Genomic DNA, 17534 nt, shown 5'->3' with positions numbered 1-17534 from the left:
AATGAACAAGGCACCTTACGCAATCAGGCAGTGCTTCAAGTTGCTGCTTGTTGTTTGCGGACTGCAAGTCTCTGCACAAACCGTGTGGGCTGACTTATGGTGGCCTGCGTTGGGATGGAATTGTGACGAAGAAGCTCGGCACCTGGTCGCATATCCGGTTTATTTTGATGCCAACCAACCGGTGCCCGATACACGGGAGGGGTTTTATGTTCCCATGGCGGATGGTTGGGAAAACGCTGACGACGAAGTTCCAGTGTTTTCCTGCCATCTTGGACCTTCCCTAACGGTTGAAGTTGTTCGTATCCGATTGAAATTGCCTTCTGCGCGAGGGATATGTGGAGCGGGAGCGTATTCCGACTATAGCTTGCGGATCAACGGTGAAGAAAGTGCGCATTTTGCGATTGGTTGTAGCGCCAGCACATTCCTGAAAATCAGTGAAAACTATGGGGAAATTTGCGACACCGCGCAATCCGCTGATCCCTGCCGACCTCTTAGGGAAAGTGTGTTCCTAAAATTGAATGCTTTTGGGCATTTTGAAGAAAGGCAGCAATGATGTTCAACAAAATCCTGATTGCCAACCGGGGCGAGATCGCCTGCCGGGTCATGGAAACGGCTCAAAAGATGGGTGTGTCCTGCGTGGCGGTGTATTCAGATGCAGATGCCTCAGCCAAACATGTTCAGATGGCGGATGAGGCGGTTCACATCGGTGGTGCGGCTCCTGCGGAGAGTTATCTGAAGGGCGACGTGATCATCCAGGCTGCGCTGGACACCGGCGCGCAGGCGATCCATCCGGGCTATGGGTTTCTGTCCGAAAACCCGGAATTCGTGGATGCCGTTGAGGCCGCCGGTCTGACCTTTATTGGCCCATCGGCGGATGCGATCCGAAAGATGGGTTTGAAGGATGCGGCGAAGGTGCTGATGGAACAGGCAGGCGTGCCTGTGGTGCCGGGATACCACGGCGACAATCAGGACCCCGAGCATCTGGCAGGCGCAGCGGACACAATTGGCTACCCGGTTCTGATAAAAGCAGTGGCTGGAGGTGGCGGTAAAGGCATGCGGCTGGTCGAGCGTCCTGAGGACTTCAACGCCGCATTGGACAGTGCCCGTGGCGAGGCCAAAACCGCCTTTGGCAATGACGCTGTGCTGGTCGAAAAATTCGTCGCCAAGCCGCGCCATATCGAGGTTCAGGTCTTTGGCGATGGTACGCACGCCGTACATCTGTTCGAACGAGATTGCTCGCTGCAACGCCGCCATCAGAAAGTGATCGAAGAGGCCCCGGCCCCTGGTATGACTGCGGACATGCGCGAAGCGATGGGGCAGGCGGGTGTGCGTGCGGCCGAGGCTATTGGCTACAAAGGGGCCGGAACGGTTGAGTTCATCGTCGATGCCTCGGACGGGCTGCGCCCCGATAGGTTCTGGTTCATGGAAATGAACACGCGCCTGCAGGTCGAGCACCCGGTGACTGAGGCGATCACAGGTGTCGATCTTGTCGAGTGGCAATTGCGCGTGGCGGCGGGCGAGAGCCTGCCCAAACGACAGAGCGACCTGTCGATCACCGGTCACGCATTCGAGGCGCGGCTTTATGCGGAAGACGTCCCGAAAGGGTTTTTGCCTGCGACAGGAACGCTTACGCACCTGCAATTCCCGACGGAATGTCGCGCCGATAGCGGCGTTCGCGCGGGTGACACGATCAGCCCATGGTACGATCCGATGATCGCCAAAGTAATCGTGCATGGTCCGACACGCGCGGTTGCGTTGGAGCAGCTACATCGTGCCTTGCGCAGTACCGAGGTTGCGGGGACCGTGACCAACCTGAGCTTCCTGGGCGCGCTGACCCGGCATGCAGGTTTCGCGGCTGGCGACGTGGACACTGGGCTTATCGGGCGAGACATCGATAACCTGGTTCAGGCTGCTCCAATCCCGGCGTCTGCGACTGTTGCCGCGGCGATGACCGCGCTTGGGCTGGTCGACACTGATCAGGAAACCGGATTTTCGCTGTGGGCACCGCTGCATCGGGCGGTTCAGCTTCGGGCCGAGGAGATCATCGATCTGGATGTTCAGGTCGAAGGGCCAATGCGTCAGACGTGGCAAATGGGCGAGGAAACTGTCTTGGTCGAACACGGTCCGGGTGGGTGGTTGATCGGCGGTGTCCAAATGTCGCGCGTGTCCATCGTTGGCTCGCAGATCACGGTCTTTGAAAACTATGGGATAGCTTTCGAAATCGTTGATCCACTGGATCGGGACGCCAGTGCTGCTGGAGACACCAACGTGATTGAAGCTCCGATGCCGGGTCTGGTCAAAGCTGTTTTTGCGCAGGTAGGTCAGACGGTGCAGGAAGGTGACCGGTTGGCGATCCTTGAAGCTATGAAAATGGAGCATTCTCTGCTGGCCGCGCGGGACGGGATCGTTGCCGAAGTGTTGGCCGATGCGGGGGCTCAGGTCGAGGCAGGGGCCGCGCTGGTCCGGCTGAAGGAGAAATGATCTGTCCCGTTCCTACGCAACGTGGCACAGTCGGATAGAATGCGTCAGTCAGAGAAGGGCATAGCCATGGATGAACGGGTCGAAATCTTCGAAGTAGGTCCGCGCGACGGTCTGCAGAACGAAAAACGTGAAATCCCCGTGGCAGAAAAGGTGGCATTGGTCGATTGCCTCAGTCGGGCCGGTTTCAATCGCATCGAAGTGGCCAGTTTTGTATCTTCTAAATGGGTGCCGCAAATGGCAGGCAGCGCGGATGTGTTGGGCGGGATCAAGCGCGCCGACAGTGTCCGATATGGTGCTCTGACGCCAAACATGCGGGGGTACGAAGATGCTATGGCCGCAAAAGCGGATGAGATCGCGGTGTTCGCCTCGGCCTCGGAAGGGTTCTCGAAGGCCAATATCAACGCGACTATCGAAGAGTCCATCGACCGCTTTGCCCCGATTTTGGAAGCTGCGCGCCACATAGACCTGCCGGTGCGCGGGTACGTGTCTTGCGTGACAGATTGCCCTTTTGACGGACCAACGCCGCCCGAGAAGGTGGCCGAAGTCGCGGATCGGTTGTTCTCGCTGGGATGTTACGAGGTGTCCTTGGGGGACACGATCGGGCAGGGGACGCCCGACACCATCGCCCATATGCTGCTGGCCGTGCGCGAGCGCGTTCCAACAACACGGCTGGCGGGGCATTTCCATGACACCAACGGGCGGGCCATCGACAATATCGACGCTGCGCTGGCGCTGGGCGTTCGGGTCTTTGATAGCGCCGTTGGCGGATTGGGTGGGTGCCCCTACGCACCGGGCGCAGCTGGAAATGTCGCGACTGAAGCCGTGGTGGCCCACCTGGAACGGCTTGGATATCAGACCGGCCTCGACCTGGCGGTCGTCGAAGAGGCCGCTCAGATGGCACGCGCCATGCGTTCAGAGTAAGGAGCAGACATGTTTGAAACGATTTCCGTTACCACGGATGCGCGTGGCGTCGCGACCCTGACCTTGGATCGTGCGGAAAAGCACAACGCCATGTCTGCGCAAATGATCACCGATCTTACGCAAGCCGCGCACCGGCTGGCAACAGACCGGGCAGTGCGTGTTGTTGTATTGACCGGTGCAGGCAAAAGCTTTTGTGCCGGTGGGGATCTGGGTTGGATGCAGGCTCAGATGGCTGCAGAACCCGAGACCCGGTTTGTCGAAGCGCGCAAGCTGGCCGAAATGTTGCAGGCGTTGAACACATTGCCCAAACCGCTGATTGGCGCGATCCGCGGCAATGCCTTTGGGGGCGGTGTAGGATTGGCGTCGGTCTGTGATGTGGCGATTGGCGCAGACACGGTTAAAATGGGACTGACGGAAACCAAGTTGGGTTTGATACCTGCCACGATTGGCCCCTATGTCATCGCCCGCATGGGGGAGGCGCGCGCGCGCAGGGTGTTCATGTCGGCTCGGGTTTTCGACGCTGCGGAAGCGGTGGAGCTGGGTCTGCTCGCCAGAATCGTACCTGCAGCCGATCTTGATGATGCGGTTGAGGCCGAAATCCAGCCCTACCTTGCCTGCGCGCCCGGTGCGGTCACTTCTGCCAAGCAACTGGTGCGCCAATTGGGGCCGCGGATTGACGATGCCGTGATCGACCATACGATCCGCGAGCTGGTCGACCGGTGGGAAACCGAAGAAGCCAAGGAAGGAATCGGTGCATTCTTTGAAAAAAGAAAACCTGCATGGATTAGTTAGGTTTAGATGCAACTTGTGATGCGGTTGCGATTGCGTGGGTGACCTTCACTGACAGAGCTTCGATAAGTCGAATATTAACCCCCTGTGCGTTTGTGTTCGGTTGACCCTCTGACCCCGCAGGGATAGAGAATGTCCAGTCAACACGCCAATTGACGGCGCTCCCTTTCTGGGTATGCGCAGGAAAGGAGCTGTACGTGGAAGACCTATTGCGGGAGTATCTCCCGATTCTGGTGTTTCTGGCCGTAGCTGTGGGCCTTGGAATCGTTCTGATTCTGGCGGCAGTCGTTCTGGCGGTCCGCAATCCCGACCCCGAGAAAGTCAGCGCATATGAATGCGGATTCAACGCGTTCGACGATGCGCGGATGAAATTCGACGTCCGGTTCTACCTGGTCGCGATTTTGTTCATCATCTTCGATCTGGAAATCGCGTTTCTGTTTCCGTGGGCCGTAGGCTTCAAGGACATCAGCGACGTGGGCTTCTGGTCCATGATGGTATTCTTGGGTGTTCTGACCATCGGCTTTGCCTATGAATGGAAGAAGGGGGCCCTGGAATGGGAGTGACGACGGGTGCAAACACCGCTGGCGTCGACAAAGAAGTCGCCACCCAGGCCCTGAATGCCGAGTTGCAGGACAAAGGGTTTCTGTTGACCTCGACTGAGGACATCATCAATTGGGCCCGTACCGGCAGCTTGCACTGGATGACATTCGGTCTGGCCTGCTGCGCGGTTGAAATGATGCACACCTCGATGCCGCGTTACGACGCGGAACGGTTTGGCATCGCGCCTCGCGCTTCTCCACGTCAATCGGACGTGATGATTGTGGCCGGGACACTGACTAACAAGATGGCCCCCGCGCTGCGCAAGGTCTACGACCAGATGCCCGAGCCGCGCTATGTGATCTCGATGGGCTCCTGCGCGAATGGCGGTGGGTACTACCATTACTCCTATTCGGTAGTGCGCGGCTGTGACCGCATCGTTCCGGTGGACATTTACGTTCCCGGTTGTCCGCCGACGGCCGAGGCGCTGCTGTACGGGTTGATGCAGCTGCAGCGCAAAATCCGCCGCACCGGCACCATCGTACGCTGAGGAGAGAGTTGATGAGCAAAGCACTCAAAGAACTCGGCACCCAGCTTGAATTGAAGCGAACTGACTGTGTTCTGTCCTGGGATGTGACGCACGGTGAGCTGAATGTCGATGTGGCGCCGTCGAACCTTGTGGAATTTATCGAATTCCTAAAGTCCGACCGGAGTTGCCAATTCTCCACTTTGGTGGACATCACCGGCGTCGACTACCCCGAACGGGCCAAGCGGTTCGATGTGGTCTATCACTTCCTGTCGATGTATCAAAACCAGCGTATCCGCTTGCGGGTCTCGATCCGTGAGGAAGACATGGTGCCGTCAATCACCGACGTGCACCCTTCGGCCAACTGGTTCGAGCGCGAGGTGTTCGACATGTTCGGCATCCTGTTCTCGGGCCACCCGGATTTGCGGCGCATCCTGACTGACTACGGGTTCCGGGGCTATCCGCTGCGCAAGGACTTCCCGACTACCGGCTATACCGAAGTACGATATGACGAGGCGCAAAAGCGCGTGGTCTACGAACCCGTCAGCCTTGTTCAGGAATACCGTCAGTTTGATTTCATGTCCCCGTGGGAAGGTGCGAACTACATCCTGCCCGGGGATGAGAAGCAGGAGGCTGAGTGATGGGTGGCATCTGGTGGCTGATCCTTTCCGCGCTGACCATCATTCCGATGGTGAAGATTTTGCCGTTTTTCGGGATAAACAAATTCTGGTGCCTTCTCTGCTTGGTTCCATTCGGCACGATCGCGTTGCTGTGGTGGGTCGGCCTGAAACTGCAAGAGTTGGAGCGCCGTTGAGATGCTGATGCTGCTGGGGGAACTGATCGCTTTGGGCGCGCTGGGGGTCCTGCTGGCAGGCGCTGCAGCCAAGGCTGCCGAGGCGGAAAAGGTCCGGGTTCGGGCCGATACTAAAAAGAACAAACGGGGGCGTTGATGGACGGCTCAAGATACGATGACGGCAGCACCGACGCGCTGAGCGGAGAACAGAAGATCCGTAACTTCAACATTAATTTCGGCCCGCAACACCCTGCGGCACACGGAGTTTTGCGTCTTGTACTTGAGCTGGATGGTGAGATCGTCGAGCGCTGCGACCCGCATATCGGACTGCTGCACCGTGGCACCGAAAAGCTGATGGAAAGCCGGACGTATCTACAAAACCTGCCGTATTTCGACCGTCTGGATTACGTGGCGCCAATGAACCAGGAACATGCCTGGTGTCTGGCCATCGAAAAACTGACCGGTGTGGAAGTGCCGCGCCGTGGATCTCTGATCCGGGTGCTGTATTCCGAGATCGGGCGCATCCTGAACCACCTGCTGAACGTAACCACGCAGGCAATGGATGTGGGCGCTTTGACACCACCTCTCTGGGGCTTCGAAGAGCGTGAAAAGCTGATGGTGTTCTATGAGCGTGCCTGCGGCGCCCGCCTGCACGCCGCCTATTTCCGCCCCGGTGGTGTGCATCAGGATCTGCCGCCGGAACTGCTGGACGATATCGAGGCATGGAGCCACGAATTCCCCGCCGTTCTGGACGACATCGACGGCCTATTGACCGAAAACCGCATCTTCAAACAACGTAACGCTGATATTGGCGTCGTGACCGAGGATGACATCCAGAAATACGGCTTCTCGGGCGTTATGGTGCGCGGGTCGGGTCTGGCATGGGACCTGCGCCGCGCGCAGCCCTATGAATGCTATGACGAGTTCGAGTTCCAGATCCCCGTCGGCAAGAATGGCGACTGCTATGACCGCTATCTCGTCCGGATGGAAGAGATGCGCCAGTCGCTGCTGATCATTCGTCAGGCCATCGCCAAAATTCGCGAATGCCCCGGTGATGTTCTGGCCCGTGGCAAGATCACCCCGCCCAAGCGGACGGAAATGAAAACCTCGATGGAAAGCCTGATCCATCACTTCAAGCTGTACACCGAAGGCTTCCACGTGCCCGCCGGCGAGGTTTATGCCGCTGTCGAAGCCCCGAAGGGCGAGTTCGGCGTCTATCTGGTTGCTGATGGCTCCAACAAACCCTACCGCGCCAAACTACGCGCGCCAGGCTTCCTGCACCTGCAAGCGATGGATCACGTCGCCGGGGGTCATCAACTGGCCGACGTCGCCGCGATCATTGGGACGATGGACGTCGTGTTTGGGGAGATTGACCGGTGAGACGCCTTGTCCTGATCCTGGTCCTCGCAGCCGCTACACCGCTGCAGGCAGCATCGACGCATCCGACGGCAAAAGTGCTTGAGGTCATGCGCGAAAACGGTTGTCGTCTGAATATCTCGCAAGCAGAAGAAGCCTTTTCTGCCCATGGCTTACGACCCGAAGATGTCAGCGCTGTGATAAACTCATGGGCCGAGCAGGGGGTGGCTGGCCTGGACGGTGCAACATTCGAGATCGCTCCGGCTATCTGCGGTGCGCATGGGCTTGCACCTGAGGATACGGCAGGGCGCGCCGATGCGCTCTATGACTTTGTGCGCCTGAACGGGTGCCGCATGGTCGAAGACGAGGCCGAGATCAAACTGCGCCCCGCTGGTTTTACTCGGGCCGAAACGCCGGGTCTGATAGCCCGCCTTGTCGACCAAGGCCGCGTCCATCAGGAAGACCCTTATATAATCGTGATCGGAGATGCCTGCTAATGCTGCGCCGTCTGCACCCCGAACAACCTGAAAGCTTTGCCTTCACCGCTGCCAACCAGCAGTGGGCCAAAGCGCAGATCACCAAATATCCCGAAGGCCGTCAGGCCAGCGCGGTTATCCCGCTGTTGTGGCGCGCGCAGGAACAAGAAGGCTGGCTGAGCCGCCCGGCAATTGAATCCGTCGCCGACATGCTGGGCATGGCCTATATCCGCGTGCTAGAGGTCGCCTCGTTCTACTTCATGTTCCAACTGCAACCGGTTGGGTCGGTGGCGCATATTCAGGTCTGCGGTACGACATCCTGCATGATCTGCGGGGCTGAGGATCTGATTGCGGTCTGTAAAGACAAGATTGCTACCAAACCGCATGAACTATCTGTTGACGGCAAACTGAGTTGGGAAGAGGTGGAGTGCTTGGGGTCGTGCACCAATGCTCCGATGGCACAGATCGGTAAGGACTATTACGAAGACCTGACAGCTGAAAGCTTCGGTAAGATCATCGACGATCTGGCCAACGGCAAAGTGCCGACACCCGGTCCGCAGAATGGCAGATATGCTGCCGAACCGCTGAGCGGCCTGACCAGCATGAGCGAGTACGAAGCCGGGAAACCGCAGTACAATGCCAGCGTCGAACTGGCCGCAGATCTGGGCGATACGGTCAAGCGCATCGATGGGACAGAGGTTCCGATCCTGACGCCATGGCTGGGCAAAGACGGCAAGGCTGCTGGGACCAAGGCCGCGCCCAAGCCGCCCAAAGCTCAGGCACCGGCCAAGCCTGCGGCGAAGCAGGCAGAAGAGGCTAAAAAGGCCGACGTTCCAGAGGATCAACCCGAAACCCTGACCGCCGCGCGGGATGGGAAAGCGGATGACCTCAAGATGCTCAAAGGGGTTGGTCCCAAGCTTGAGCAGACGCTGAATGAGCTTGGGTTCTTCCACTTCGACCAGATTGCTGCGTGGACGACGGAACAAGTGGCGTGGGTAGACGCGCGGCTGAAATTCAAGGGCCGGATCGAGCGGGATGGCTGGATCGCCCAAGCGGCGCAACTGGCCAAGGGCGAAGAAACCGAGTTTGCAAAACGCGCCAAAGAAGAAGGCACGTACGAAGACTAAGATGGATGGTGCCCATACGGGGTATCAAGGTGAGATGGACAAGGACAAAGAACAGGCCATAGCCCGCAAGGGTCGACATATCGGATTGGTCATTGCTGTGACCATGCTGGTCTGGCTTGCCATGACCCTGTTTATCGGCCCTGCGGTTGGATTGCCGGGGCGCTATGCGCTGCTGTTTGATTTCGCTGCTTTAGCGGCGTTCATCTATGCGGGCGTGAACATTTTTCAACTCTGGCGCATGCGTCAGGACAGCTGAAGGTAAGACACGATGCTGAAGGATCAGGACAGGATCTTTACCAACATCTACGGGATGCATGAGCGCACGTTGAAAGGCGCGCAGTCCCGCGGGCATTGGGACGGCACAGCTGGCCTGATCGAGAAGGGCCGGGATTGGATCATCCAGACGATGAAGGACTCAGGCCTGCGCGGGCGCGGCGGAGCGGGCTTTCCGACCGGTCTGAAATGGTCGTTCATGCCCAAGGAAAGTGATGGGCGTCCGGCCTATCTGGTTGTGAACGCGGATGAATCGGAACCTGGTACCTGCAAGGACCGCGAGATCATGCGCCATGATCCGCACACGCTGATCGAAGGCTGCCTGATTGCGTCCTTCGCGATGAATGCCCATACCTGCTACATCTACCTGCGTGGCGAGTATATCCGCGAGCGTGAAGCGCTACAGGCCGCAATTGATGAGGCTTACGACGCAGGCCTCTTGGGCAAAAACGCCGCTGGTTCAGGCTGGGATTTCGATCTGTTCCTGCATCACGGGGCGGGCGCGTACATTTGCGGCGAAGAAACCGCCCTGATCGAAAGCCTTGAAGGCAAGAAGGGTATGCCTCGAATGAAGCCTCCGTTTCCGGCGGGGGCAGGGCTTTATGGCTGCCCAACCACTGTCAACAACGTTGAATCGATTGCGGTTGTACCGACGATCCTGCGTCGTGGTGCAGACTGGTTCGCGGGTTTTGGTCGTCAGAACAACGCAGGCACCAAGCTGTTTGCGATCTCGGGCCATGTAAACAACCCGTGTGTTGTCGAAGAGGCGATGTCGATCCCGTTTGAGCAGCTGATCGAGACCCACTGTGGAGGTATTCGTGGCGGCTGGGACAACCTGCTGGCCGTGATCCCCGGCGGTTCATCCGTTCCATGTGTCCGCGGAGAAGACATGCGCGATGCGATCATGGATTTCGACCACCTGCGCAATGATCTGGGTTCGGGCCTGGGGACGGCAGCGGTGATCGTAATGGACAAATCCACCGATATTATCAAAGCGATCTGGCGTCTGTCGAAGTTCTACAAACATGAAAGCTGCGGTCAATGTACGCCCTGCCGTGAAGGCACCGGCTGGATGATGCGCGTGATGGATCGTCTGGTGCGCGGTGAGGCCGAGCTGGACGAGATTGACATGCTGTTCGACGTGACCAAACAGGTCGAAGGCCACACGATCTGCGCTTTGGGCGATGCGGCGGCTTGGCCGATCCAGGGCCTGATCCGCAATTTCCGCGAAGAGATCGAAGACCGTATCAAGGCCCAGAAATCGGGTCGCATGGGCGCGATGGCGGCGGAGTGATCAGGTTGCGCGAAATCAGATCAAACCCAAGCATCGTTGAGATCAAGGAGTAAGACAAATGGAAACTTTTGCTGAGTATTCACATGCAATCGCGTCCCTGGTTGTTTTCACGCTGATCATACTGGCACTTTCGCCGTTTTCTGCCTTGGCCAAGCAAGGAAAAGGTCTGGCACCCGGGGCAACGCCTGAACAGGATTATTCCGACAAGGCCTATCGGCTGAATCGGGCGTATCTGAACGGAACCGAAACACTTCCGGCCTATGTCGCGGTCACAGTCGCGGCCATGCTGCTTGGGGCAAGCCCGTTCTGGGTAAACCTATTGGCATCGGTGGCTCTGATTGCGCGCATCGTCATGCTGATTATTCACATGCGTGGTCTCGGACAGCCGCATAGCGGTGTTCGATCCGTGTTTTACGTCGTTGGGTGGGCCTGCATGGTTGTTATGGGCGTCATGGCGTTGGCGGCGGCCTTCTAATGAATGAGAAAGGTACTTATCCAGTGACTGGATCTGAATTCAGGATGGGACGCGCGGCATTGGCTGGCGTTTTGGGGGCGGCACTGCTTGTTTCGGCCTGTGGTACGTCGTCCAGTGATCGAGTTCTCTTTGATGGCAAGTCCTTCCGGGCCAAGGCCAAAGCGGTAGATAAGCGGAACGCACCCGCGGACTTTACGGTTGTGGTGAACGGCGTATCCGCGTCCTTGGACGGCGCACGCGAAGCAGGGCGGTATGAAGGGACCAAGTTCTGTATCGACTCCTTTGGGAGTTCCAAAATCATTTGGAAAGTCGGGCCTGAAACCGAGCCGCAGAACTTGCGCATCGCCGACGACAAATTGACCTTTGCAGGAACCTGCCAGCGACCATGACGCGGTTTTTCGCATATCAGCCCATGTCGCAGGGCGTGTTATTGAATAGCACTCCGGCTCGGGATCGTTTTGGCCTGTCCAAGACGAAAGGATTTGTCATGTCTGGTGCGAAACTGCTTTTTGTGTTGTCTGTTCTGGCTATTCCGGTTGCGGCCGAGGCCAAACCGCCCTTGCGCGAAGTCAAAGAGATTGACGACGAACTCTATTACATCGCTATCGCAAACGAGATTTCGGAATTCTGCCCATCGATCAGCGGGCGCAGACTGAAGGCGATTGGAGTGATGTGGGGGCTCAAGTCCAAAGCGAATAAACTGGGATATTCGGACAGCGAAATCCGCGCTTACGTGGAGTCGGACGCAGAAAAAGACCGGATGCGCGCCAAAGGCGAGGCGTATCTGGCCGCGAATGGTGTGTCTTATGGCAATCCCGGTTCCTTCTGCTCTCTTGGGCAGGCAGAGATCAAAAGAAACAGCGCCATCGGCGTGTATTTGAGGGCGAACTAGACCATGTCTGACCTCCGCAAGATCAATATCGACGGGCAGGAAATCGAAGTCGATGGTGCGATGACGCTGATCCAGGCCTGTGAACAGGCTGGGGTCGAAGTGCCGCGCTTTTGCTATCATGAGCGCCTGTCGATTGCCGGGAACTGCCGGATGTGTCTGGTCGAAGTTGTAGGTGGCCCGCCGAAGCCTGCGGCGTCATGTGCGATGCAGGTGCGCGATCTGCGTCCTGGACCGGAAGGTCAGGCGCCCGAGGTCAAAACGAACTCGCCCATGGTCAAGAAGGCCCGCGAGGGGGTGATGGAGTTCCTGCTGATCAATCACCCGCTGGATTGTCCGATCTGTGATCAGGGTGGAGAGTGCGACCTGCAGGATCAGGCGATGGCTTACGGTGTGTCGGGTTCGCGTTTCAAAGAAGCCAAGCGCGCGGTGGATGATCTGGATCTGGGGCCGCTGGTTGGAACAGCCATGACCCGCTGCATCAGTTGTACTCGCTGCGTGCGCTTCACGACCGAGGTCGCCGGGATCACGCAGATGGGCCAGACGGGGCGCGGGGAAGATGCTGAGATTACGTCGTATTTGAACCAGACATTGGATTCGAACCTGCAGGGCAACATCATCGACCTGTGCCCGGTCGGGGCGCTGACCTCGAAACCTTACGCTTTTACCGCTCGTCCTTGGGAATTGACCAAGACCGAAAGTATCGACGTGATGGATGCACTGGGCTCGAACATCCGCGTTGATACCAAGGGGCGCGAAGTCATGCGTTTTCTGCCGCGCAACCATGATGGCGTGAACGAGGAATGGATCAGCGACAAAACCCGCTTTGTCTGGGACGGGCTGCGCCGTCAGCGTTTGGATAAGCCCTATGTACGCGAAAATGGCAAGCTGCGGGCCGCGAGCTGGTCCGAGGCGCTGACCAAAGCCGCTGAGGCGCTGAAAGGGGCCGTGAAACCTGCGGGCATCGTCGGTGATCTGGCTCCGGTCGAGGCCGCCTTTGCGTTGAAACAGATGATTGAAGGTCAGGGCGGTGTTGTGGAATGCCGGACAGACGGGGCCAAACTGCCTGCGGGCAACCGTGGGGCCTATGCCGGGACCGCTTCGATTGAAGACATCGATTCAGCCGAGCGTATTCTGTTGATCGGAACCAATCCGCGTGACGAAGCGCCTGTGCTGAACGCTCGAATTCGCAAGGCTTGGGCGCACGGGGCCGAGGTCGCTCTTGTCGGGCCAGCGGTCGATCTGACATATGAATATCACCACATGGGCGATGACCGGGCAGCATTGCAGAAGGTTGTCGACATGGGTGGTGATGATGAGATCAGGGGCAAGGCTTCGTTGGTTATCATCGGACAGGGCGCGCTGGTTGAGGCGGACGGCGCGGCAGTGCTGGCCGCCGCGCAAACGATTGCAGAAAACACCGGCAGCGGGTTGTTGATCCTTCACACAGCCGCATCTCGTGTGGGTGCCATGGATGTGGATGCAACCAACGAAGGTGGTATGGAGGCCGTTAGTGCTGCGGACGTTGTTTACAATCTGGGTGGGGATGAAGTCGAAATCGGTGATGGCGCCTTTGTGATCTATCAGGGCAGCCACGGTGACCGCGGCGCGCATCGCGCCGATGTGATCCTGCCGGGTGCCGCCTATACGGAAGAAAACGGCCTGTTTGTGAACACCGAAGGTCGCCCTCAACTTGCTATGCGTGCCGGGTTCGCCCCGGGCGAGGCCAAAGAAAACTGGGCTATCCTGCGGGCATTTTCCGCGGAACTGGATGCTACGCTGCCCTTCGACTCACTGGCACAACTGCGCACTGCGTTGATCGAAGCCGTGCCGCATCTGGCGCAGATCGACCACGTGATCGAGAATGAGGTCCAGCCGCTGGCAGCTGGTCCTCTGGGGCAGGCCACGTTCCGCAACGCGGTGAAGGATTTCTATCTAACCAACCCGATCGCGCGGGCGTCGCAGCTGATGGCCGAGCTTTCTGCTCAGGCGCAGGCACGGAACGCCGGGAAGATCGCTGCGGAGTGAACCAGACACGTTTCATATCGCTTTCAGATACCAACACCGCCACCTGCGGTGCGGGGATCACGGAATTGCGGAGGAAACGCAATGAAAAAGGTAGCGCGAAGGCTGTAGATGCTATTTACACCTATGCGCCGACCAAACCGCAATATGCGCAGGCGCTTGGCCTGAACATTACGCGCGGAAAACGGAATACCCACGGTGTGAGGACCAATGGCTGATTTCTTTAACACCCCAGGCGGAATAGCCATCACTATTCTGGCGCAAGTGATTGCCGTCGTTGCTTTTGTGATGATTTCGCTGTTGTTCCTTGTCTACGGCGACCGCAAAATCTGGGCGGCGGTCCAGATGCGCCGCGGCCCCAACGTGGTGGGCGTCTATGGCCTTCTGCAATCGGTCGCGGATGCGCTGAAATACGTGGTGAAAGAAGTGGTCATACCGGCCGGGGCCGACCGCACGGTATTCATCCTTGCACCGCTGACGTCCTTTGTATTGGCGATGATCGCCTGGGCCGTGATCCCGTTCAACGATGGCTGGGTGCTGTCGGATATCAACGTCGCCATTCTTTACGTCTTTGCCGTGTCCTCGCTGGAGGTTTATGGCGTGATCATGGGTGGTTGGGCGTCGAACTCAAAGTACCCGTTCCTCGGCTCGCTGCGCTCCGCCGCGCAGATGATCTCTTACGAAGTGTCGATCGGCCTGATCATCATTGGCGTGATCATCTCAACTGGGTCGATGAATTTCGGCCATATAGTTGAGGCTCAGGATGGCCGCTTTGGCTTCTTCAGCTGGTACTGGCTGCCGCATTTCCCAATGGTCTTCCTGTTCTTCATCTCGGCGCTGGCTGAAACCAACCGCCCACCATTTGACCTTCCGGAAGCGGAATCCGAACTGGTCGCAGGCTATCAGGTCGAATACTCGGCCACGCCCTTCCTGCTATTTATGGCGGGCGAATACATCGCGATCTTCCTGATGTGTGCCCTGACCACGTTGCTGTTCTTCGGCGGTTGGCTGTCCCCGATCCCAGGCTTGCCCGATGGCGTGCTGTGGATGGTGGCCAAAATGGCGTTCTTCTTCTTTCTCTTCGCGATGGTGAAGGCGATCACTCCGCGCTACCGCTATGACCAACTGATGCGGCTGGGTTGGAAAGTGTTCCTGCCGTTCTCGCTAGCATGGGTGGTGTTCGTGGCTTTTGCGGCGAAATTCGACTGGTTCTGGGGCGCATTCGCGCGTTGGAGCGTAGGAGGCTGATATGACCCAAATCGACTACACCCGCGCCGCCAAATACTTCTTGCTGCAGGATTTCTGGGTCGGCATGAAGCTGGGGCTAAAGTATTTCTTCTCCCCCAAGGCCACCGTGAACTATCCGCACGAAAAGGGCCCTCTGTCCCCACGTTTCCGAGGCGAACACGCCCTGCGCCGTTACCCGAACGGCGAAGAACGCTGCATCGCCTGTAAACTCTGCGAGGCAATCTGCCCGGCACAGGCCATCACCATCGACGCTGAACCGCGCGAAGACGGCAGCCGCCGCACCACGCGCTATGACATCGACATGACGAAATGCATCTATTGCGGCTTCTGCCAAGAGGCCTGCCCGGTTGACGCCATCGTCGAAGGTCCGAACTTTGAATTCGCTACGGAAACCCGGGAAGAGCTGTTCTACGACAAAGAAAAACTGCTCGATAACGGCGAACGCTGGGAAGCCGAGATTGCCCGCAATCTGGAAATGGACGCGCCGTACCGATGACTGACACGCCGCAAAATCCGTTCGACCTGATGATGAAGCAGGCGCAGGACATGGCCAAGGCGATGAACCCGGCGATGGAGAATTTCTCGCCCAAGGGGTTCGAAGCGCTGTGGCCGACCATGCCCAAAGAGGTCATGGAGATGATGTTCGGCAACACCGTCAACACCGACGGGCTGGATGCCAAGACCCGCCTGCTGCTTACACTGGCTGGGCTGACCTGTCAGGGCGCGCATGCAGATGCGGCAGTGCGTCAGACTGTGCGCCACGCGCTGGAAGCGGGCGCAAAGAAACAAGAGATCGTGGAAACGATCGGTCAGATGTCGGTCTTTGCCGGCATCCCGGCCATGACCCGTGCGCTGGATCTGGCGCAAGAGGTCATGGGCGATAACGAGGATGAGGATCAATGACCGTCTTTGCCTTCTATCTGTTTGCCATCAGCGCCATTACCGGTGGGCTGTTCACGGTGATCAGCCGCCAGCCGGTGCATTCGGTGCTGTGGCTGATCCTGTCCTTCTTGTCCTCGGCGGGGCTGTTCGTGCTGCTCGGGGCCGAGTTCGTGGCGATGCTGCTGATCATCGTCTACGTCGGCGCGGTCGCGGTGTTGTTCCTCTTTGTGGTGATGATGCTGGATGTGGACTTTGCCGAGCTCAAGGCCGAGATGGCGCGCTATATGCCACTGGCCCTGCTGATCGGTCTGGTCATTCTGATGCAGTTCGTCATGGCCTTTGGCGCATGGGACAGCGCGCAGGGCGCGGCGGCCAATCTGGCGCAGCCGGTTCCGGCAGACCGCCACAATACCGAGGCGTTGGGCGTCATCCTTTACGATCAGTACTTCCTTCTGTTCCAACTGGCGGGCCTGATCCTGCTGGTGGCTATGATCGGAGCCATCGTGCTGACACTGCGCCACCGTAAGGACATCAAGCGTCAGGACATCGTCGGCCAGATGATGCGCGACCCGGCCAAGGCGATGGAGTTGAAGGACGTGAAACCGGGGCAGGGATTGTGATGAGCTTATGTCTCAAGTCCTTTTCTGTCGCTGTTCTGATCAGCGCCGTTGGTGCAGAAGCGTCAGCATGTTCGATTGTATTTTTGAAGCCGTGGCAAAATGAGCGCGTCGTTCAAGAAACAGATTGCAGTTTCAAAAACGGTGGTGATCAAGATTGGATCCAAGGCGGTGCGTCCTTGGACTTGGGGAACGGCTTCGTCGGCCAGAAGATCGACAGAAGTGTGAATGTAATCGACTGCAATAATAGAACCGGGATCAATATTAGCGGACCAGTTGTGGGTTTGACATCATGTGGCCCGTCGATTGATGTTGATGAGATTTGGCCCTTGCCAACTGGGCTGGTGCCGACCGCAGAAGGGCGACTGGCCGACTTAGCTGAACGTGCCTCTCGCCGCGACCTTGCCGTTTATTTTGACGTTAACGAACGTTTCAAAACCGAGAAACGTAAAGACCGTTTCGACCAACTGTGCGGCTGCAAACTCTACTACCCCGACTCGCCAGGAGCGAAGCTATGATCGGACTTGAACACTATCTTACGGTCGCGGCGACGCTGTTCGTCATCGGCATCTTCGGTCTCTTCCTGAACCGCAAGAACGTCATCATCCTGCTGATGAGCATCGAACTGATGCTGCTGGCGGTGAATATCAACCTCGTGGCGTTTTCCAGTTTCCTCGGCGATCTGGTCGGGCAGGTGTTTACACTGTTCGTTCTGACCGTTGCGGCGGCCGAGGCGGCGATTGGTCTGGCCATTCTGGTCTGCTTCTTCCGCAACCGTGGCACCATCGCGGTTGAAGACGTCAATATGATGAAGGGGTAAGAGAA

25 protein-coding genes are annotated in these 17534 nt (G+C 58.0%); all 25 read left to right on the top strand.

What is annotated here, in order from left to right; genetic code table 11:
* Nucleotide 1: 1 nt before the first annotated feature.
* Nucleotides 2-553, top strand: a complete 552-nt coding sequence (locus tag GOW16_RS00660; protein ID WP_170409270.1) for a hypothetical protein — start codon at nt 2-4, stop codon at nt 551-553.
* Nucleotides 553-2481, top strand: coding sequence for an acetyl/propionyl/methylcrotonyl-CoA carboxylase subunit alpha (locus GOW16_RS00655; protein ID WP_170410477.1), 1929 nt, complete (start codon nt 553-555; stop codon nt 2479-2481). Before GOW16_RS00660 ends, GOW16_RS00655 begins: the two co-directional genes overlap by 1 nt.
* Nucleotides 2482-2547: 66 nt before the next feature.
* On the top strand, nt 2548-3402 hold the full coding sequence (locus tag GOW16_RS00650) for a hydroxymethylglutaryl-CoA lyase (RefSeq protein ID WP_170409268.1): 855 nt from the start codon (nt 2548-2550) through the stop codon (nt 3400-3402).
* A gap of 9 nt (nt 3403-3411) precedes the next feature.
* Complete coding sequence (locus tag GOW16_RS00645) at nt 3412-4194, top strand: crotonase/enoyl-CoA hydratase family protein (protein WP_170409266.1); 783 nt, start codon at nt 3412-3414, stop codon at nt 4192-4194.
* Between the two features lie 194 nt (nt 4195-4388).
* Complete coding sequence (locus GOW16_RS00640; protein ID WP_120635912.1) at nt 4389-4754, top strand: NADH-quinone oxidoreductase subunit A; 366 nt, start codon at nt 4389-4391, stop codon at nt 4752-4754.
* Nucleotides 4745-5278 (top strand): NuoB/complex I 20 kDa subunit family protein, encoded by a 534-nt coding sequence (locus GOW16_RS00635; protein WP_170409265.1) that lies wholly within the window; start codon nt 4745-4747, stop codon nt 5276-5278. The genes GOW16_RS00640 and GOW16_RS00635 overlap by 10 nt, the downstream gene beginning before the upstream one ends.
* Before the next feature lie 11 nt (nt 5279-5289).
* Complete coding sequence (locus GOW16_RS00630; protein ID WP_170409263.1) at nt 5290-5895, top strand: NADH-quinone oxidoreductase subunit C; 606 nt, start codon at nt 5290-5292, stop codon at nt 5893-5895.
* On the top strand, nt 5895-6068 hold the full coding sequence (locus tag GOW16_RS00625; protein ID WP_058274391.1) for a hypothetical protein: 174 nt from the start codon (nt 5895-5897) through the stop codon (nt 6066-6068). Before GOW16_RS00630 ends, GOW16_RS00625 begins: the two co-directional genes overlap by 1 nt.
* A 7-nt stretch (nt 6069-6075) precedes the next feature.
* A complete protein-coding gene (locus GOW16_RS22945) occupies nt 6076-6204 on the top strand; it encodes a hypothetical protein (RefSeq protein ID WP_302478034.1) in 129 nt (42 codons plus the stop codon).
* Nucleotides 6204-7427, top strand: a complete 1224-nt coding sequence (locus tag GOW16_RS00620) for an NADH-quinone oxidoreductase subunit D (RefSeq protein ID WP_170409262.1) — start codon at nt 6204-6206, stop codon at nt 7425-7427. The genes GOW16_RS22945 and GOW16_RS00620 overlap by 1 nt, the downstream gene beginning before the upstream one ends.
* A complete protein-coding gene (locus tag GOW16_RS00615; protein WP_170409260.1) occupies nt 7424-7900 on the top strand; it encodes a hypothetical protein in 477 nt (158 codons plus the stop codon). The genes GOW16_RS00620 and GOW16_RS00615 overlap by 4 nt, the downstream gene beginning before the upstream one ends.
* A complete protein-coding gene (gene nuoE / locus GOW16_RS00610; protein ID WP_170409258.1) occupies nt 7900-9006 on the top strand; it encodes an NADH-quinone oxidoreductase subunit NuoE in 1107 nt (368 codons plus the stop codon). The genes GOW16_RS00615 and nuoE overlap by 1 nt, the downstream gene beginning before the upstream one ends.
* Before the next feature lie 34 nt (nt 9007-9040).
* Nucleotides 9041-9262 carry a DUF5337 domain-containing protein gene (locus tag GOW16_RS00605; RefSeq protein ID WP_170410474.1) on the top strand — a complete coding sequence of 74 codons (222 nt, stop codon included), beginning with the start codon at nt 9041-9043 and terminating at the stop codon, nt 9260-9262.
* 12 nt (nt 9263-9274) lie between these two features.
* Nucleotides 9275-10573, top strand: coding sequence for an NADH-quinone oxidoreductase subunit NuoF (nuoF, locus tag GOW16_RS00600; RefSeq protein ID WP_170409256.1), 1299 nt, complete (start codon nt 9275-9277; stop codon nt 10571-10573).
* Nucleotides 10574-10631: 58 nt separating this feature from the next.
* The gene (locus GOW16_RS00595) at nt 10632-11048 is read left to right on the top strand and encodes an MAPEG family protein (RefSeq protein WP_170409254.1); all 417 of its coding nucleotides are present in this window, start codon (nt 10632-10634) and stop codon (nt 11046-11048) included.
* Nucleotides 11048-11437 (top strand): hypothetical protein, encoded by a 390-nt coding sequence (locus GOW16_RS00590; RefSeq protein ID WP_254429652.1) that lies wholly within the window; start codon nt 11048-11050, stop codon nt 11435-11437. Before GOW16_RS00595 ends, GOW16_RS00590 begins: the two co-directional genes overlap by 1 nt.
* Nucleotides 11438-11535: 98 nt before the next feature.
* Nucleotides 11536-11940 carry a DUF5333 domain-containing protein gene (locus GOW16_RS00585; protein ID WP_254429651.1) on the top strand — a complete coding sequence of 135 codons (405 nt, stop codon included), beginning with the start codon at nt 11536-11538 and terminating at the stop codon, nt 11938-11940.
* A gap of 3 nt (nt 11941-11943) precedes the next feature.
* Entirely contained in the window at nt 11944-13965 is a 2022-nt protein-coding gene (gene nuoG / locus GOW16_RS00580) for an NADH-quinone oxidoreductase subunit NuoG (protein ID WP_170409250.1), read from the top strand.
* Nucleotides 13962-14180, top strand: coding sequence for a hypothetical protein (locus GOW16_RS00575; RefSeq protein ID WP_170409248.1), 219 nt, complete (start codon nt 13962-13964; stop codon nt 14178-14180). Before nuoG ends, GOW16_RS00575 begins: the two co-directional genes overlap by 4 nt.
* Nucleotides 14173-15210: an NADH-quinone oxidoreductase subunit NuoH gene (gene nuoH / locus GOW16_RS00570; protein ID WP_170409246.1), complete on the top strand. Its 1038-nt coding sequence runs from the start codon at nt 14173-14175 to the stop codon at nt 15208-15210. Before GOW16_RS00575 ends, nuoH begins: the two co-directional genes overlap by 8 nt.
* Nucleotide 15211: 1 nt before the next feature.
* Nucleotides 15212-15706: an NADH-quinone oxidoreductase subunit NuoI gene (nuoI, locus tag GOW16_RS00565; protein WP_170409244.1), complete on the top strand. Its 495-nt coding sequence runs from the start codon at nt 15212-15214 to the stop codon at nt 15704-15706.
* Complete coding sequence (locus GOW16_RS00560) at nt 15703-16113, top strand: carboxymuconolactone decarboxylase family protein (RefSeq protein WP_170409242.1); 411 nt, start codon at nt 15703-15705, stop codon at nt 16111-16113. Before nuoI ends, GOW16_RS00560 begins: the two co-directional genes overlap by 4 nt.
* Nucleotides 16110-16712, top strand: coding sequence for an NADH-quinone oxidoreductase subunit J (locus GOW16_RS00555; RefSeq protein WP_170331435.1), 603 nt, complete (start codon nt 16110-16112; stop codon nt 16710-16712). The genes GOW16_RS00560 and GOW16_RS00555 overlap by 4 nt, the downstream gene beginning before the upstream one ends.
* Nucleotides 16712-17227: a hypothetical protein gene (locus GOW16_RS00550; protein ID WP_170409240.1), complete on the top strand. Its 516-nt coding sequence runs from the start codon at nt 16712-16714 to the stop codon at nt 17225-17227. The genes GOW16_RS00555 and GOW16_RS00550 overlap by 1 nt, the downstream gene beginning before the upstream one ends.
* Nucleotides 17224-17529, top strand: a complete 306-nt coding sequence (gene nuoK, locus GOW16_RS00545; RefSeq protein ID WP_005984024.1) for an NADH-quinone oxidoreductase subunit NuoK — start codon at nt 17224-17226, stop codon at nt 17527-17529. Before GOW16_RS00550 ends, nuoK begins: the two co-directional genes overlap by 4 nt.
* Nucleotides 17530-17534 lie beyond the last annotated feature (5 nt).

This window comes from Ruegeria atlantica, from assembly GCF_013033965.1.
GTDB classification, from domain to species: domain Bacteria; phylum Pseudomonadota; class Alphaproteobacteria; order Rhodobacterales; family Rhodobacteraceae; genus Ruegeria; species Ruegeria atlantica_D.
The sequence above is the reverse complement of the archived record's forward strand: the minus strand, read 5'-3'. Positions and strand labels throughout refer to the sequence as shown.

Excerpts from the sequence above, each read along its gene's own strand:
- GOW16_RS00660 (WP_170409270.1), top strand. The coding sequence starts at position 2 with ATGAACAAGGCACCTTACGCAATCAGGCAGTGCTTCAAGTTGCTGCTT.
- GOW16_RS00655 (WP_170410477.1), top strand. The coding sequence starts at position 553 with ATGTTCAACAAAATCCTGATTGCCAACCGGGGCGAGATCGCCTGCCGG.
- GOW16_RS00650 (WP_170409268.1), top strand. The coding sequence starts at position 2,548 with ATGGATGAACGGGTCGAAATCTTCGAAGTAGGTCCGCGCGACGGTCTG.
- GOW16_RS00645 (WP_170409266.1), top strand. The coding sequence starts at position 3,412 with ATGTTTGAAACGATTTCCGTTACCACGGATGCGCGTGGCGTCGCGACC.
- GOW16_RS00635 (WP_170409265.1), top strand. The coding sequence starts at position 4,745 with ATGGGAGTGACGACGGGTGCAAACACCGCTGGCGTCGACAAAGAAGTC.
- GOW16_RS00630 (WP_170409263.1), top strand. The coding sequence starts at position 5,290 with ATGAGCAAAGCACTCAAAGAACTCGGCACCCAGCTTGAATTGAAGCGA.
- GOW16_RS00625 (WP_058274391.1), top strand. The coding sequence starts at position 5,895 with ATGGGTGGCATCTGGTGGCTGATCCTTTCCGCGCTGACCATCATTCCG.
- GOW16_RS22945 (WP_302478034.1), top strand. The coding sequence starts at position 6,076 with ATGCTGCTGGGGGAACTGATCGCTTTGGGCGCGCTGGGGGTCCTGCTG.
- GOW16_RS00620 (WP_170409262.1), top strand. The coding sequence starts at position 6,204 with ATGGACGGCTCAAGATACGATGACGGCAGCACCGACGCGCTGAGCGGA.
- nuoE (WP_170409258.1), top strand. The coding sequence starts at position 7,900 with ATGCTGCGCCGTCTGCACCCCGAACAACCTGAAAGCTTTGCCTTCACC.
- GOW16_RS00605 (WP_170410474.1), top strand. The coding sequence starts at position 9,041 with ATGGACAAGGACAAAGAACAGGCCATAGCCCGCAAGGGTCGACATATC.
- nuoF (WP_170409256.1), top strand. The coding sequence starts at position 9,275 with ATGCTGAAGGATCAGGACAGGATCTTTACCAACATCTACGGGATGCAT.
- GOW16_RS00595 (WP_170409254.1), top strand. The coding sequence starts at position 10,632 with ATGGAAACTTTTGCTGAGTATTCACATGCAATCGCGTCCCTGGTTGTT.
- GOW16_RS00590 (WP_254429652.1), top strand. The coding sequence starts at position 11,048 with ATGAATGAGAAAGGTACTTATCCAGTGACTGGATCTGAATTCAGGATG.
- GOW16_RS00585 (WP_254429651.1), top strand. The coding sequence starts at position 11,536 with ATGTCTGGTGCGAAACTGCTTTTTGTGTTGTCTGTTCTGGCTATTCCG.
- nuoG (WP_170409250.1), top strand. The coding sequence starts at position 11,944 with ATGTCTGACCTCCGCAAGATCAATATCGACGGGCAGGAAATCGAAGTC.
- nuoH (WP_170409246.1), top strand. The coding sequence starts at position 14,173 with ATGGCTGATTTCTTTAACACCCCAGGCGGAATAGCCATCACTATTCTG.
- nuoI (WP_170409244.1), top strand. The coding sequence starts at position 15,212 with ATGACCCAAATCGACTACACCCGCGCCGCCAAATACTTCTTGCTGCAG.
- GOW16_RS00560 (WP_170409242.1), top strand. The coding sequence starts at position 15,703 with ATGACTGACACGCCGCAAAATCCGTTCGACCTGATGATGAAGCAGGCG.
- GOW16_RS00555 (WP_170331435.1), top strand. The coding sequence starts at position 16,110 with ATGACCGTCTTTGCCTTCTATCTGTTTGCCATCAGCGCCATTACCGGT.
- GOW16_RS00550 (WP_170409240.1), top strand. The coding sequence starts at position 16,712 with ATGAGCTTATGTCTCAAGTCCTTTTCTGTCGCTGTTCTGATCAGCGCC.
- nuoK (WP_005984024.1), top strand. The coding sequence starts at position 17,224 with ATGATCGGACTTGAACACTATCTTACGGTCGCGGCGACGCTGTTCGTC.